This is a genomic window from Armatimonadia bacterium (assembly GCA_039679385.1).
Lineage (GTDB): Bacteria > Armatimonadota > Zipacnadia > Zipacnadales > JABUFB01 > JAJFTQ01.
In genome coordinates, this window is record JBDKVB010000048.1 from 39,266 (window position 1) to 53,887 (window position 14,622).

General features: G+C 65.4%; 12 protein-coding genes. 11 read left to right on the forward strand and 1 reads right to left on the reverse strand.

Annotation, left to right across the window (positions count from 1 at the left end):
- Window positions 1-50: 50 nt before the first annotated feature.
- Window positions 51-566 (reverse strand): hypothetical protein, encoded by a 516-nt coding sequence (locus tag ABFE16_04490; GenBank protein MEN6344539.1) that lies wholly within the window; start codon window positions 564-566, stop codon window positions 51-53.
- Window positions 567-840: 274 nt separating this feature from the next.
- Here ABFE16_04490 and ABFE16_04495 point away from each other — a divergent pair, with 274 nt between their 5' ends.
- The 11 genes from ABFE16_04495 to ABFE16_04545 all read left to right on the forward strand — a co-directional run bounded on the left by ABFE16_04495 (window position 841) and on the right by ABFE16_04545 (window position 13,986).
- Entirely contained in the window at window positions 841-1,599 is a 759-nt protein-coding gene (locus ABFE16_04495) for an enoyl-ACP reductase (GenBank protein ID MEN6344540.1), read from the forward strand.
- 176 nt (window positions 1,600-1,775) lie between these two features.
- Window positions 1,776-2,846 (forward strand): AAA family ATPase, encoded by a 1,071-nt coding sequence (locus ABFE16_04500; GenBank protein ID MEN6344541.1) that lies wholly within the window; start codon window positions 1,776-1,778, stop codon window positions 2,844-2,846.
- 36 nt (window positions 2,847-2,882) lie between these two features.
- Window positions 2,883-3,767: a DUF58 domain-containing protein gene (locus tag ABFE16_04505; protein ID MEN6344542.1), complete on the forward strand. Its 885-nt coding sequence runs from the start codon at window positions 2,883-2,885 to the stop codon at window positions 3,765-3,767.
- 193 nt (window positions 3,768-3,960) lie between these two features.
- Window positions 3,961-4,878, forward strand: coding sequence for a hypothetical protein (locus tag ABFE16_04510; GenBank protein ID MEN6344543.1), 918 nt, complete (start codon window positions 3,961-3,963; stop codon window positions 4,876-4,878).
- 25 nt (window positions 4,879-4,903) lie between these two features.
- Window positions 4,904-5,890, forward strand: a complete 987-nt coding sequence (locus tag ABFE16_04515; protein ID MEN6344544.1) for a VWA domain-containing protein — start codon at window positions 4,904-4,906, stop codon at window positions 5,888-5,890.
- A gap of 64 nt (window positions 5,891-5,954) precedes the next feature.
- A complete protein-coding gene (locus tag ABFE16_04520; protein MEN6344545.1) occupies window positions 5,955-7,076 on the forward strand; it encodes a VWA domain-containing protein in 1,122 nt (373 codons plus the stop codon).
- Window positions 7,051-7,824: a tetratricopeptide repeat protein gene (locus tag ABFE16_04525; GenBank protein ID MEN6344546.1), complete on the forward strand. Its 774-nt coding sequence runs from the start codon at window positions 7,051-7,053 to the stop codon at window positions 7,822-7,824. The genes ABFE16_04520 and ABFE16_04525 overlap by 26 nt, the downstream gene beginning before the upstream one ends.
- Window positions 7,825-7,826: 2 nt before the next feature.
- Window positions 7,827-9,602, forward strand: a complete 1,776-nt coding sequence (locus ABFE16_04530; protein MEN6344547.1) for a BatD family protein — start codon at window positions 7,827-7,829, stop codon at window positions 9,600-9,602.
- Window positions 9,599-10,384, forward strand: a complete 786-nt coding sequence (locus ABFE16_04535) for a tetratricopeptide repeat protein (protein MEN6344548.1) — start codon at window positions 9,599-9,601, stop codon at window positions 10,382-10,384. The genes ABFE16_04530 and ABFE16_04535 overlap by 4 nt, the downstream gene beginning before the upstream one ends.
- Before the next feature lie 84 nt (window positions 10,385-10,468).
- Window positions 10,469-12,790 carry an EamA family transporter gene (locus tag ABFE16_04540; GenBank protein MEN6344549.1) on the forward strand — a complete coding sequence of 774 codons (2,322 nt, stop codon included), beginning with the start codon at window positions 10,469-10,471 and terminating at the stop codon, window positions 12,788-12,790.
- A gap of 83 nt (window positions 12,791-12,873) precedes the next feature.
- Window positions 12,874-13,986, forward strand: a complete 1,113-nt coding sequence (locus tag ABFE16_04545) for an extracellular solute-binding protein (GenBank protein ID MEN6344550.1) — start codon at window positions 12,874-12,876, stop codon at window positions 13,984-13,986.
- The last annotated feature ends 636 nt before the right edge of the window (window positions 13,987-14,622 follow it).

The window sequence follows — 14,622 nt, forward strand, 5'->3', positions numbered from 1 at the left end:
GATACGACATCGCAGGCCAATAATCCTCCATGATCTCGGCGCGGTTTGCTCTACCCGTGTGCGAGAACCTGAGCTTCCTCGGGTGCAGGGCTTGCAGAGGTCGACCCGCGGGTGAGCACCAGAATCGAGAGGACAGCCACGGCAAGCTGCGTCGATGATCCCAGGAGCCACCGCGAGCCCGGTAGGCCGTTGCTGAACCAGTCGTGCACCGGAGTGATCCAGGAGGTCGCTGGACAGGCATGCACCCACCCGTTGAGGGGAGGAACGTAGTCCATGAGGTCGGGCAAGGTCGCGAAGATGGCGGCGATGAAGGCCAGCCGGAACCCCGGCCGTCCACGCAGCAGCCACAGCACCAGCCCCAGGCCGACGAGAGTGTCGAACACTCCAAGTGCCATCATCGGCGCGTTGGGCTGACCGCCGGCAACGCCGAAGAAACCGCCACCATCCACATGGGGGATAGCGTCGAGGACGAAGTGGCTCACGAAGGCGACAGGCCAGGCCGCCCAGGGGCGTTTGAGGATCTTTCCCACAGCGGCGCCAGCCAGCATATGAGCGGTGACAAACAAGTCGTGTTCCTCCGGCAATAGGAGGGCGGGGCCAATCCTCGCCTTACCTGCGACGCTCTGTACGGTAGCACAGGTCGCGCCTTGGCACCAGTGTCTCGGCGCTATTTGACGCTGTATGGAGCCTTCGGTTAGAATATCGGATACGCTCCGCATACTCATGCGCGGAGCGCCTTTGTTTGGTTGGCGGGAGACCCAGATGCCCGCTGCATCACAGCAAGGGCCGCGCTACCCGGCCGTCCAGGGGTGGCCGACCTCCGAGGAGAACGAACACCCTATGCTACTGAGTGGAAAGAAAGGCGTCATCTTCGGCATCCGCAGCCACCGCACCATCGGCTACGCCATTGCACAGGCGGCCCTTGAGAACGGTGCTCAGCTCTGCCTCAGCTACCGGGGCGAGCGCGAGAGAGAGCGGGCCGAAGAGGCGGGCAGCGAGCTCGGTGGAGCCCTGGTACTGCCCTGTGATGTCACCAAGGACGAGGAGATCGAGGCCCTCTTCCAGACCCTCCAGAAGGAGTGGGGCAGCGTCGACTTCGTTGTCCACAGTGTGGCCTTCGCTCCTGGCGAGGATATGCAGGCAGGAATGGTCGGGACCTCACGCGAGGGCTTCAAGCTGATGAATGACATCAGCGCCTACTCCCTCGCAGCCGTCTCCCGCTATGCCGCGCCCCTGATGCCCAAAGGTGGCAGCATCCTCACCATGACCTACGTCGCCAGCCAGCGCATCGTCCCCTCGTACGGGCCGATGGGCGTCGCCAAGGCCGCCCTGGAGTGCGTCGTTCGCTACCTGGCCTCTGAGCTGGGACCGCAGGGCATCCGCGTCAACGCGCTCTCGCCTGGCCCAATCAGCACCCCGGCCGCTCGTGGTATCCCGCAGTTCACCAGCCTGCTTCGCGGTGTGGAGGCCTGCTCGCCCATGCACCGCAACGTGGAACTGCGTGAGGTCGGCAACGCCGCAGCCTTCATGCTCAGTGACATGGCCAGTGCCATCACGGCCGAGATCCTGCACGTGGACTGCGGAATGCACGTCTCCTAGTCGTCCGTCTCGGGAGACTCCCGGGCGTGGAAGGTGTTTACATCGGTACGGTCCTCGAGGAGCGGCTCTCCAGCACGACCGCCGGGTCAAGGGCCCGAGGTCCCAGCTTGAGGCCGCTCCGATGGTGCTGGGGCCACTGACCGCCTGCCCCCATGCCCTTGCGAAAGGTTCATGACATGGAACCCGCCCTTGCCGAGCTGAACCAGCGAATCGCGGAAGCCTCGGAGTTCGTCCCCGCCCTGCGGGAGCAGATGTCCCGCGTCATCGTCGGCCAGGACTACCTGGTGGAGAGACTGTTAGTGGCGCTGCTGGCCAACGGACACGTGCTCCTGGAAGGCGTGCCCGGTCTGGCCAAGACTCTCGCCGTCAAGACCCTGGCGCAGACCATCGACACCGGCTTCCAGCGCTTGCAGTTCACTCCTGACCTGCTGCCGGCCGATATCGTCGGGACGATGGTCTATGACGAACGCTCCCGCGAGTTCTTCGTCAAGAAGGGCCCGATCTTCTCCAACCTTATTCTTGCCGACGAGATCAACCGGGCGCCTGCGAAGGTGCAGAGCGCACTCCTGGAGGCCATGCAGGAGCGGCAGGTGACCATCGGCGGCGAGACCTTCCACCTGGAGGAGCCCTTTCTCGTTCTGGCCACCCAGAACCCCATCGAGCAGGAGGGCACATACCCCCTGCCGGAGGCCCAGGTTGACCGCTTCATGCTCAAGCTCAAGGTCAGCTACCCTTCCAAGGAGGAGGAGCTGGGCATCCTGCGCCGCTGGGCAACCCGCGAGGGTCCTCAGCCCCAGGCCGTCTGCACGGGCCAGGATATCCTTCGAGCCCGCGGGGTCGTCCACGACGTGTACATGGACGAGAAGCTGGAGCGCTACATCGTTGAGTTGGTCTGCGCCACCCGCGACCCGGCAGAAGCGGCGGCCGCCTCACGAGAGCGACTGCGCGACCGCCAGGATCTCACCAGGGAGCAGCGCTCGGCCTGGGAGCAGAGCGCGAGTAGTCTCGAGGCCTGCAAGGCGCTCATCGACTACGGCTCCTCGCCGCGTGGCAGCATCTACCTGACCCTGGCCTCGAAGGCCCTGGCTTTCGTGCAGGGCCGTGGCTACGTCATCCCGGATGATGTCGTTGCGTTGGCGCCGGACGTCCTGCGGCACCGAATCCTCCTCTCCTACGAGGCCGAGGCCGAGGGGCTCACTACCGACGACATCGTTGAGAGAACCCTGCGTACTGTCGCGATTCCCTGATCGCCGCACTAAGCGAAACCTGGGTAGCCCTGGCACATGCTTGATCAGCAGTCTCTTCTGAGAAGTGTGCGGCACATCGAGATCCGCACCGACCGCATGTCCGACGATTTCTTCGCCGGCGGCTATCACTCTGTCTTCAAGGGTCTGGGGCTGGAGTTCAGCGAGGTGCGTCCCTACACGGTCGGTGACGACGTCCGCAGCATCGACTGGAACGTCACCGCCCGAACCGGCACGCCCCATGTGAAGAGCTTCGTCGAAGAGCGCGAGCTCACCGTCGTCCTGATCGTCGATGCCAGTGGGAGCCTGGACTTCGGCTCACAGGAGCGCACGAAGGCCGAGTCGGCCGCGGAAGTCTGCGCGCTCCTGGCCTTCTCAGCGATCAAGAACAACGACAAGGTCGGCCTGATCACCTTCACCGACGAGGTGGAGCTCTTCCTGCCGCCGCGCAAGGGCCGTCACCAGGTTCTGCGCGTGATCCGCGAGGTCCTGGGTCCACAGCGGCGACACCGTCACACCGACATCTCTGCCGCCGTGGAATTCGCGACACGGACGCTGACCCGCCGCTCGGTGATGTTCGTGATCTCCGACTTCCGGGACAGCGGCTACCTGGACGCTCTCACCATCGCTCACAGGCGGCATGATGTGATCGCGGTCGACCTGTATGACCCGCGGGAGCACGACCTGGGATCTGCGGGCCTGATTGACCTCGAGGATGCGGAGACAGGCCGCCGGGTGCTGGTGGACACCGCGACCGGCACCTTCAAGCATGTTCACAAGATGATTGAGCAGCGACGGGCGGAGGAACGGCGAGCGAAGTTCCTCTCGCAGGGCATCGACCTGGTCTCGATCAGCACCGCCACCTCGCCCGTTGACCCGCTCGTGCAGTTTTTTGAGAAGCGTAGGCGACGCCTCCGTCGCTAGCCGATGCAGGCCCGCCCTGACTGTGGTACCGTCGCAGGGGCAGGCACACTGACCGACTTCCCAGGGGCTCGACACGTACAAAGCCTTCTACCAGACCTCCTCCAGGCCCTGGCTCTGACCTTCTATGCGCGCATACCCATCTCGGTTAGTGGCTGTTGCCTTCGCAGTGGGCGCCCTGTTGGCGGCCCAGGGCTTGGCCTGTGCCCAGACGAACGCCCCTCTGACCGCGACCGCCTCGACCGACAAACAGCGGATCACTGTTGGCGAAGTGCTGACCCTCAAGCTCCAGGTCACCTGCCCGACGGGAACGACGGTGTCCCTGGTCGAGCCGGCCCAGCATCTGGCGCCCTTCGAGATCCGCGACAGTTCCACCAGCTCACAACCTTCTGGGGACCAGACCGCCGTCACGCTCACCTACAAGCTGGCGATCTTCGAGGTAGGGGAGAGGGAGCTGTCCGGTCTGGAGCTCTCCTGCCGAGTCCCCAACAGCCAGTCGCCGCAGACGGTGAAGGTGCCCTCGGTCAAGGTCGCCGTCGTGAGCGTACTGACGGCCGATTCCCGGGAGATCAAGGACATCCGCGACCCGGTTCCGATCAAGATGGACACCGAGCAGTGGTTCCTACTGGTGCTCAAGATCCTGCTGGCGCTTGCTGTTCTGGTGGCGCTGGTCTGGTACCTGCGCAAGCGTCTCAGGCGAAGGCAGAGGGTCGCAGCCGCCACGCAGGAAGCCCTGACGGCCCATGCGAGGGCTCTGCGTGAGTTGGCGGCGCTCGAGGAAGACAGGCTCCTGGAGGCCGGCGCAGTCGTTGACTTCTACACGCGCCTGAGCACGATTGTGCGCGAGTACCTCGAGGCACGCTACGACGTCCCGGCGATGGAGCAGACCACCTGGATGATCCTGCGCGACCTGCAGCGCCGGCATGTGCCCTCCGAGGTGTGCGGGCGCTTCAAGGCCTTGCTGCAGGCCGCCGATCTGACCAAGTTCGCCCACCATCACCGCCTGGCGGGCGAGGCCGAAGCTGACCTGGACGAAACCCGAAGCCTGGTACAAGACACGAGCCTGGCTGCTGAGCCTGCCGGGCAGGAGGTCTCGGCGCCGGCGGAAATCTGAGGCCGACACCGGCACGCCAAACGCAATGATCCAATTCGCCTTTCCCTGGGCCTTTCTGGCCCTTCTGGTGGTCCCCTTCCTGGCATGGCGCATCCTGCGAGGGAACCATCGTCCTGCGGCGGCGGTCGTGTATACCGAGACGGATGGCCTGCCCATCCGCCGGGCTCAGGTGAGACCGATGGTGGCGGCCTGTGTGCCCTGGCTCCGCCTCTTCGGCCTAGTGCTGCTGATCGTTGCGCTGGCTCGTCCCCAGGGCCAGGGCTCAGTCGAGAAGGATACCAGCGAGGGCATCGACATCGTCCTGACCTATGACATCTCCGGCAGCATGTCGGCAGAGGACTTCCAGCCGAAGAACCGTTTCACCGTGGCCAAGGAGACCCTCAGCCGCTTCGCCCTGGAGAGTGAGAACGATCGGCTCGCGCTGGTGATCTTCGCCAGTCGTGCCTTCACCCAGTGCCCACTCACCCTGGACCACGAGATGGTCGCACAACTCCTGGAGCAGGTGCAGCAGGGGATGATCCAGGACGGGACGGCCATCGGCATGGCCATCGCCACCTCCGCCCAGCGGCTACGTGAGTCCAAGGGCAAGAGCCGGGTCATCATCCTCATGACCGACGGCGTCAACAACCGGGGCAAGATCGGCCCGGTCACCGCTGCCCGCGCCGCGGCAGCCCTGGGGATCAAGATCTACGCCGTGGGTGTGGGCAAGCCGGATGGCGGTCCTGTGCCGGTCAGCGACGGGCTCTTCGGCAAGCGCTACGTCCAGATCCCGATGGACGAGAAGACCCTCCAGAGGGTCGCTGAGACCACGGGCGGCAAGTACTTCCGTGCCACCGACGCCCAGGCCCTGGCGGGCATCTACAAGGACATCCGCTCGCTGGAGAAGAGCCAGTTCGAGCTCAGCAAGCGCCGGCCTGTCGTCGAGGAGTTCGCTCGTTACCTGTGGCCGGGGCTGCTCCTGGTGCTGATCGCCCTGGTGCTGGACTGCACCTATGCACGACGCACTCCCTGAGGGCCCCGGCTTGGTACGGCGGCCCCTCTGCAATGCCTGACTTGGGTAGGTCGACCTGATTTCGATGCCCGGTTATTTCTCGTGGCAAAACCCGTCTCTCCTGCGCTGGTTGTGGCTACTGCCACCGCTGGCTGCCCTCGTGTGGTTCGCCGTCGTCCAGCGCGAGTGGACCCTGCGAACCTTCCTGGGCGCCCGCTACGTGCCGGCCGACTGGCGCTGGCATCGTCGCCGACGACTCCTCAAGGGTGCGCTGGTGGTCTGCGCGATCGGCCTCCTGATCGTCGCCATAGCACGCCCGCGCATCGGCTCCGAGGTCCAGAAGGTCAAGCGCGTCGGCGCCGACGTGGTGTTCGTCATCGACACCAGCGATAGCATGTTGGCGCAGGACGTGAGCCCGAGCCGCCTCGAAGCGGCCAAGGAAGCTGCGCTCGCCCTGGTGGGACGTCTCGAAGGTGACCGGATTGGGGTCGTCGTCTTTGCGGGCAGCGCCTACATGTACTCTCCGCTAACCCTTGACCACGACGCCGTGAGCATGTTCGTCTCGAGCATCGAACGCGGTTCGGCGCCGGCGCCCGGGACCGCCCTTGATGGCGCCCTGGGCTCGGCGGTGCGCCTCCTGAGCAAGGCCGAGGCGAAGTACCGCGCCATCGTGCTTTTCACCGATGGGGAAGACCAGGACGAGAATGATCGGATTCCCTCGCTACAGAAGGCTCACTCTGAGGGGATTCGGGTCCATGTGGTCGGCCTGGGAGGCACCCAGGGCGAACCCATCCACCTCCCGGCGGAGGAAGCTGCGACCCCGGACGCGAACTCGCCCGAGGGAATGCTGGACCAGCTCTTCGGTACCGCGAAACCGTCCCAGTCTTCCTCGGCCTTCAAGCGCGACGCCGAGGGCAAGGTCGTCATGACCAAACTCAACGAGAAGCTCCTCGCCCGAATCGCCAGGGAGGGCGACGGGGTTTTAGTCCGCAGCTCGGCCAGTGGCACCAACATCGACCGCATCTATCAGGCCATCGGGGGGATGGAGGGCGCTGTGGCCGGCACCTACCAGTTCACGCAGTATGCCGAGCGCTTCCAGTGGCCGCTGGGGATCGCCCTGGTGCTGCTGATCCTGGAGATGCTCATCTCGCATGCCCCCGCCAACGGAGGAGGTCAGAGCAATGGCACGAGCAAACCGTCCGAGTAGGACGCGTCGGCTGGTCCTCGCGTTGGCGGTCGTCCTGAGCCTACCTCTGGTGCTGGGCTTCAGCCTTCCCGGCGAGTTCGCGCGCCTCATGAACGCCGGCGACCACTCCTACGCAAAGGGCAAGTTCAAGGAAGCCCTTGCCCGGTACACTCAGGCCTCCCAGCTTCGCCCTGAGGATCCGCAGGCGCTGTTCAACCGTGCAGCAGGCCAGTTCCGGGTCTCGAGCTACCAGAAGGCGCTGGCCGACAACGACCAGGCCGCCCAACGAGCGCAGGGGAAACTTCGCGAGTACGCCGAGTACAATGCAGGGAACTGCCTCTACAAGATGCAGCGCCTGGACGACGCCATCGAGCGGTACAAGCGGGCCCTCACCCTCGATCCGGACGACCTGTGGGCCAAGCACAACCTTGAGATGGCGATGCGCCAGAAGAACCAGCAGAAGGACAAACAGCAGCAACAGCAGCAGAACCAGAATCAGCAGAAGTCGTCCCAGAAACAGGACCAGAACCAGCAGGACAAGCCGCAGAACAACCCGTCCCAGGACCAGCAGAACCAGCAGCAACAACCCGAGCAGAAGCCGCAGGACCAGCCCAAACAGCAGCAACCCTCGCAGGCAGATCAGCAGCCGCTGAACGAGCAGGAGGCTGCACAGCTCCTGAGCTCGCTGTCCCGCGACGACGCCGAGCTTCAGAAGTCCATCCGCCGTGCGCCACTCACGCCTGAGCGCCCGACCAGCAAGGACTGGTAGCCGTGAATGCCGTTCCCGGCCGCGACAATCCGGCTCCCGGAACCTGTCGGCACCTTGCCACTCCGGTGTTGCTGAGCCTTCTTGTGCTGGTCCTTTCGCTGCCGGCCCTAGCCGAGCCGAGCTTCCAGGCGGAGGTCGATCGCAACAGCCTGTCCACCGATGATGTGCTGTTTCTCTCTGTCACCCTCACCCTCTCGGGCGGCGACGATGGGGGAGAGCCGGAGCTTTCGCCCACCAAAGACTTCGCCGTCCTCGGCACACCGCAGCGTCAGGACGGCTACAGCATGGTGAACACGCAGATCACCCGCTACTCCCAGCGCGTCTTCACCCTTCAGCCACGACGAACCGGAATGCTGACCGTTCCTTCCGCGACCGTGACCGTCAACGGCAAGACACTCCACACCGCGCCGATTCGCGTCGAGGTCACCAAGGGCAGTGCGGCCTCCGTCGCGCCTGCGTCTCCCTCTTCCTCCTCGGGTCGCGCACCTTTCGAGGGGAACCCGGACTTCGCCATCCAGGTCCGTGCGGACCGGCGTGAGCTCTACGTGAACGAGCAGCTTCTCCTGAGCGTGGACTACTACACGGGAGTGCCGGTGCCCGAGGACCTGGGACAACGGACGCCGATCGCCGAAGGGTTCGTCGCGGAGTCCCTTACCAGTCCCCGTCCGGAGCATGTCGTGGTCAACAATATGGATTACGGGCGACTGACCCGGCGCTGGGCGCTCTTCGCAGCCTCCCCGGGGAAGAAGACGGTCAGTGCGGCTCCGGAGACCATCGCCACCACGATGAGCTCGGCCACCCGCGAATACCGCAGCAACACCCTTGAGATCAGCGTGAAACCGCTCCCGACGCCGCCCGAAGGAACCCACTTCAGCGGAGCCGTCGGCTCCTTCACCGTCCAGCTTCAGGCCGAGAAGCAGCAGGTGAAGGCCGGCGAGGGTCTCACTGTGCGCGTCATCGTCGATGGTGTGGGCAACCTGCGATCGGTCAGTGCGCCGCCCCTCGACCTGGGAGACGCCTGCAAGGTGTACGCCTCGGGCGAGAATCGCAAGGTTGAGCCCCGCTCGCTGGGGTCGCGCGAGGCAATCGGCGGCCGAGCGGAGTTCGAGTACCTGGTCGTCCCGCGACGCTCGGGAACTCTGGAGATCCCTGCGCTGAGCTTCGCTTACTTCAACCCTGACTCGGGGCGCTATGAGACCACGCGCAGCGATCCGGCGCGGGTCAACGTCACTCCCGGTGAGGTCCTCCAAGAGCCCGCCGCGACCTCGCAGGAGGCGACGCTTCGCCATATCCATGCCGAGCACCCGCGGCTCGTGTCGCGCTCACCACGCGCGGTCATACCCTTCGTCCTACTGGTGGCCCTGATCTGTGTGGGCAGCGTAGTGTGGGCGGGCTGGCGGCGGATCGACACCGATCGACGCCTCGCGGATCCGCTCAGGGCAAGGTCGCTCGTAGCTGGAAGGGCTGCACGGAAGGCCCTGGCGGCTGCGGAGGCAGCCTCCGGCGAGAGCTTCTACGAGGAACTCGGCGACGGCGTCTACCGCTATCTGGCCGACAAGTTCGGGCTACCAACGGCCGGCGTCTATGGAGAGGCACTTCGTGAAGCCCTCCTGCAGCACGGTGTTGATGCTTCGCTTGCGGAGGCCGCCCGTGATCTTGTCGCCACCTGCCATCGGTGTCGGTATGCCCCGGCCGGGATGGCCGACACGCCTCGAGAGCAGGCTCTGGCGCAGGCACGGCAGCTCCTTGACGCCCTGGAACAGGGGGTGCGCTCATGAGGCGGGTGCGCCCTTGCGTACGGCCAAGCGCTTTCGCGATTCTGCTGACCCTTGGTGTCTGCCTGTCATACTCAGCCCCGGCCCTGGCCGCAGACCCGTCCGCGCAGTTCCAGGAGGCCAACCGCCTTTACAACGCTGCAGACTTCGCCGGTGCTGCCGCGGTCTATCAGCAGCTTGCAGAATCGGGTCAGGCGGGCGCCGACGTCTGGTACAACCTCGGTAACTGCTATGCCCAGGAGCAGCAGTATGGCCGTGCGCTGGCTGCGTACCAGGCTGGTTGCCGTGTTGCTCCACGCGATCCAGACCTGCTCAACAACATCGCTCAGGTCCAGACGCTACGCGGCGATGTTCCGCCCGTGGTCCCTGCCTCGTGGCTCGGGGCGCTGTCTTCGGGAGTGTTGTCCCGTTTCACCCTCAACGAGACGATTGTGGGGACGCTTCTGCTCCTGATGCTCTGCGCGGCGCTCGCTCTGGCCTACCTTCTGCGCATCGGGCGGCCACGACGCGTCCTGGTGGCCCTTGGCGGCTGTGGCCTTCTGCTGGTACTCGCCGTGAGCGCCTGCACGGGGAAGTACCTGCGCGAGTACGTTCACCCCATCGGGTTCGTCGCGGTTTCGCAAGCCGGCCTGCGCTCTGGTCCCGGCGAGCACTTCGAGAGTGCCGGTTCGCTGGCCGACGGTACCCAACTGGACATCACAGGCGAGTCCGGCCAGTGGTTTGAGGTCAGAAGGCCGGAAGGACATCGTGCGTGGATCACGAAAGCCGAGGTAGCCAGGTACTAGGCCCCTGATCGCCAGTGGGGCCGTGACCGCTGCACCCGTCGAGACCGACGGGATCGCCGGGAGGCGTGCCCCACGAGCCGCCGTCTGGAGCCCTACTACTACGTCGTTGCGGGTGTCTTGCTGCAGGGCCTCTCACCGGTCCTGACCAAGATGCTCTTGCAGCACGGCCTCTCCAGCGAGACGGTGGTCACCGCTCGCTATCTTCTAGCCGTTCTCGTGCTGCTCCCCTTCGGCGTTCCGAGCATGGGGTGGCGTACGCCTGCAGGACCACCTAGACCCCGCGACTGGGCAGCTCTCATTCTGGTCGGCGCACTCGGGTCCGGCGTCGGTGCGCTGCTCTTTACGGCGGCCCTGAGGTACTCCTCTGCCGGCATCGTCAACTCCATCTCCAAGACCGCGCCGATCTTCGTCGCCTTCCTCGGCTACCTGACCTTGCGTGAACGCATCAGCACTTCGCGCCTCCTGCTTGTGGGCGCGATGGTCGGGGCCGACCTACTGATCGGCGTCGGTGAGCTGGCCTACGGACAGGCCGAGGTCCGGACGCGACTCCTGGGCGACCTGCTCGCCTTGCTGGCCGGGATCACCCGCGCCACCTCGGAGATACTCGCCAAGGGTGCACTCCGGCGCTTTGCTCCCTCTACCGTGACCTTGTGGCGTTTCCTCAGCGGCCTACTCGTCACCGGCGGCGTTGCCCTCTACACGAACACCTGGCGCGGTCTTCTGCAGCTTGGCCTGTCTGACTTCGGCTTGCTGCTCCTCCTGGGAGTCGTCTGCACTGCGGTCTCCATGTACCTATACTACCGCGGGACGGCGGCGATCCCGGTGCACGTGGCCGTCAGTCTGCGAATCCTCGGCGCCATCGTCACCGTGGTGCTGTCCTGGGTCCTCCTCGGCGAAACCCTCAACCTGTACCACGTGATGGGGATGGGCCTGCTCATCTCCGGGGCGTACCTGCTGGTCCTTCGCACAGCGCGCGAAGAGCCGGCACCAGCAGCCGAGGCGGGGGAGACAACTGCTGCGCCGCCGACAATGGCTCGTCCCGAGCGCATCAGGGTCCGCCTAACTCTGCTCGTCTCGGCCTTTCTCGTCGCCACCGTTGCCCTCTCGACGGGTCTCTCTGTGCGCCACGCAAACCAGATGGTTCAGGAGCAGACCAGGCTGACCATGGGCAAGGTCGCGTCAGTCCTCGTGCAGCTTGCGAACCTGGAGGACCCGCCGTCGCGCCAGGCCATCCAGCAGTACCTGAGCCGAGTAGTCCGCCACCGTATAGAGAATGAGGCCTATTCGGTCGAGATCGTCTATATCGCCATGATCGGGCCGACCGGAGGCCTGGTCGCCTTCGCCCTCAACGAAGACTTGGCCCTGGTCGATGCAAATGGGAACCCCTACCGTGTCGGGGATGCCGACGCGGTGCGCCGTCTGCTCGCTATGGCCGACAACGGTCAGCTCGCGCTCAGCAACGACATCATCCCGGTATCGGCGGTCCTTACCCGCCCGGGCGACGACACCGGCCCTCTCGCGACGGTGGAGATCGGGTGCAAACGCAGCATCGCCAACCGCGTGATCGCCGAAAGTGTGGCACGAAGCACCGTGATGGTGCTCCTTCTCACCGCCCTTGGAGTGCTTCTCGCAGCACGGAGCGTCAGACGCTTCACGCACCCAATCGAGCGCATCGCGGCGGCCATGCAGAGGATGTCCGGCGGCGAACTAGACCTGCCGCTGTACTCTGAGGGGCACGGGGAGATCCGCCAGATCGGCGACTCCCTTCAGACCATGCGCGACAACCTGCAGATGGGTGGCGCAGTAAGGCACGCCCTGGTGCGCTACATAACCAACCAGATCACCGCCGGGGGCGCGCCGGTGCAGGCGCAGGCGACCGACGCCCCCTTTGGAGCCGCTCTGCTCTTTGTCGAGGTTCCGCGGGTGCCTGCTTCCGGCCAGCCGCTGGGCCTCAAGGCGCTTTCCGACTTCGTCGACCGCACCGTTGCCGTCGTCCTTCGCAACGACGGCCAGATACTCACCTACGCCGACGGCTTCCTCGTGATCCGCTGGCCGACGGAGGGGGAAGAGGACCTGCTCTGGGCTGTCCTGGCTTCCCAGTCCATCAAGGAGGCACTCTCGCCGTCTCTGGCCGCCCTGGGAGCCGTCTCCCGGCTTGGCCTGGCGGTCGCCACGACCGAGGACCAGAACGAGAGCACCTCGCTGCTTGAGGCGGTCCGCAAGCGCACCCTTGGGCAGCAGCCGGTGACGCAGCCGGGCGCCCACGTGCTGCTGAGCGAGCGTGTCGCCCTCCTGGTGGACCCCTACGTCGTCGCCCGGCGGCGCGGTGAGGAGCCGGTGTGGCAGCTAATCGGCATCGCCGAAGAGCCGGCTCTCGAAGATCTGGGCGATCTTGAGGGCACCTGAGCACATTCCTGGGCCGGCACGAAGGTCCCATACGTCCCGACGCGGAAGCTATACCCGAGAAGGAATCTCCTAGTGGTGTGAGCATGCCCAGACTGCGCGTGGTCAGTCTCGCCGCGATTCTCGGTCTCCTCTGTCTGGTCCTCTTGCTGACCGGCTGCCCCAAGCCGACTGAGCAAGAGCCGATCCGCGTTGTCGTGAGCGATGACAGCCAGTCGCGGGACGAGCGTCCCTCCGGGGCCAGTGTCGCCGAACTGGCCAAGCGCGAGGGCGAACTGGCGTGGTACACGTCTCTGCCCGACGAGCCGGCCCAGAAGTTCCTCGAGCAGTTTGAACGCAAGTACCCGGGCATCACCGCGCGATGCGTGCGCGAATCCACCTTCGACATCATCCAGCGCATCCAGTCTGAGATCGACAACGGCAAGGTGCTGGCTGACGTTGTGCACGTTCTTGACGTCGCGCCCTTCGTCAAGCTCAAAAAGCAGGGACAGCTACTGCGCTACGAGTCCCCCGAGGAGCGCTCCATCCCGCCCCAGTACAAGGACCCCGGGATCTGGTCCGCCTTGCGCTGCGTAGCCCTCTGCATGGCTTACGATCCGAACCGCGTCCCTGATTCGGAGGCGCCGCGGACCTGGACCTCCTTGCTCGATGACCGATGGCGGGGCAAGATCGCGCTCAAAGACGCGCAGACGGCCGGCTCGGCCTACGCGCACTACTACTTCCTGCGCGAGCTCTACGGCGTTTCCTACTGGCGGTCGATGGCAGCGCGTAGCCCCAAAATCTTCAAAACTGCCGAAGAAAGTATGAAAGCTCTCAAGAGCGGTGACGTCGCCATCGTCGCCGGTGCCATGGACTACACCATCCATGACGAGAACGCGCCGGACACACCAATAAGAGCGGCCTGGCCGACCGATGGGGTGCCGCTCATGCCTGGACCGGTGGCCATTCTACGGTCCGCGCCGCACCCGAACGCCGCTCGACTGTTCATGGACTTCGCACTCTCGGAGGAGGGCCAGAGGGCCCTGCGGGACCTCCTGGGAGCCTATTCGGTGCGGTCCGACGTGCCGCCGCCTGAGGGATCCCCGAACCTCAAGGACCTGCATATCCTGGCCCCGGCCGGTGGGTGGGACCAGTACGCGCTCAGCCAGGATACCTTGAAGGCCGAGTACACCGGCCTGTTCCATCCAGGCTCTGAGTAGGGCAGGCCTCGCGCTGCGTTCCGCCAAGGCCCGGTCTGGTTCATCGAGCGCACGGGGGCGCTGGATCGCATCCCCGGTCTCCGCAGTATCTGCCCTTGGTCGGTAGTCCTCTGGCGCTCCGGATGCCGATCGTCGCACCCCTCGGAGCCATCAACTGCGGGGAGCGAGGCATGGAGCCCCTCTTGCGTTGAGCCCGGCATCAGGAGGCTGGGTGAGAGGCCCTGAACCCGGCAGGCTTGCCAGGCGTCATGTGTCGTATAATCGCAGTTATGTAAACTCCGCAGCCCGAGAACACCATCCAGCCGCGCAGAGCTCATGGTCCTGCTTCCCGCTGCCTCAGCATCCCCAGACACGCACTTTCCGGCGCCAATCACAGAGCAAGCGCCAGTGACGCCTAGTCCTGACGCCCCTCAGCCGACCACCTGCGCACCGCGACAAGAACCCGACCGGTAGGCCCGCGGCCTCGAGCGGTCGCACGCCGCCGTTTCCGGCACACGCCGGCGCTCTCACAATCACCGGCGCTCTCGCGCTCCACTAGCTATCACTGGAGCCCACAGCGCTTCCAGTATATTGAGCGGTCCGACAGCCGCCGGCAATCGCGGCGCCTTCAGCGCTCTCGTACCTGCCGCGGGCGCT

Excerpts from the sequence above, each read along its gene's own strand:
- ABFE16_04495 (MEN6344540.1), top strand. The coding sequence starts at position 841 with ATGCTACTGAGTGGAAAGAAAGGCGTCATCTTCGGCATCCGCAGCCAC.
- ABFE16_04500 (MEN6344541.1), top strand. The coding sequence starts at position 1,776 with ATGGAACCCGCCCTTGCCGAGCTGAACCAGCGAATCGCGGAAGCCTCG.
- ABFE16_04505 (MEN6344542.1), top strand. The coding sequence starts at position 2,883 with ATGCTTGATCAGCAGTCTCTTCTGAGAAGTGTGCGGCACATCGAGATC.
- ABFE16_04515 (MEN6344544.1), top strand. The coding sequence starts at position 4,904 with ATGATCCAATTCGCCTTTCCCTGGGCCTTTCTGGCCCTTCTGGTGGTC.
- ABFE16_04520 (MEN6344545.1), top strand. The coding sequence starts at position 5,955 with ATGCCCGGTTATTTCTCGTGGCAAAACCCGTCTCTCCTGCGCTGGTTG.
- ABFE16_04525 (MEN6344546.1), top strand. The coding sequence starts at position 7,051 with ATGGCACGAGCAAACCGTCCGAGTAGGACGCGTCGGCTGGTCCTCGCG.
- ABFE16_04535 (MEN6344548.1), top strand. The coding sequence starts at position 9,599 with ATGAGGCGGGTGCGCCCTTGCGTACGGCCAAGCGCTTTCGCGATTCTG.
- ABFE16_04545 (MEN6344550.1), top strand. The coding sequence starts at position 12,874 with ATGCCCAGACTGCGCGTGGTCAGTCTCGCCGCGATTCTCGGTCTCCTC.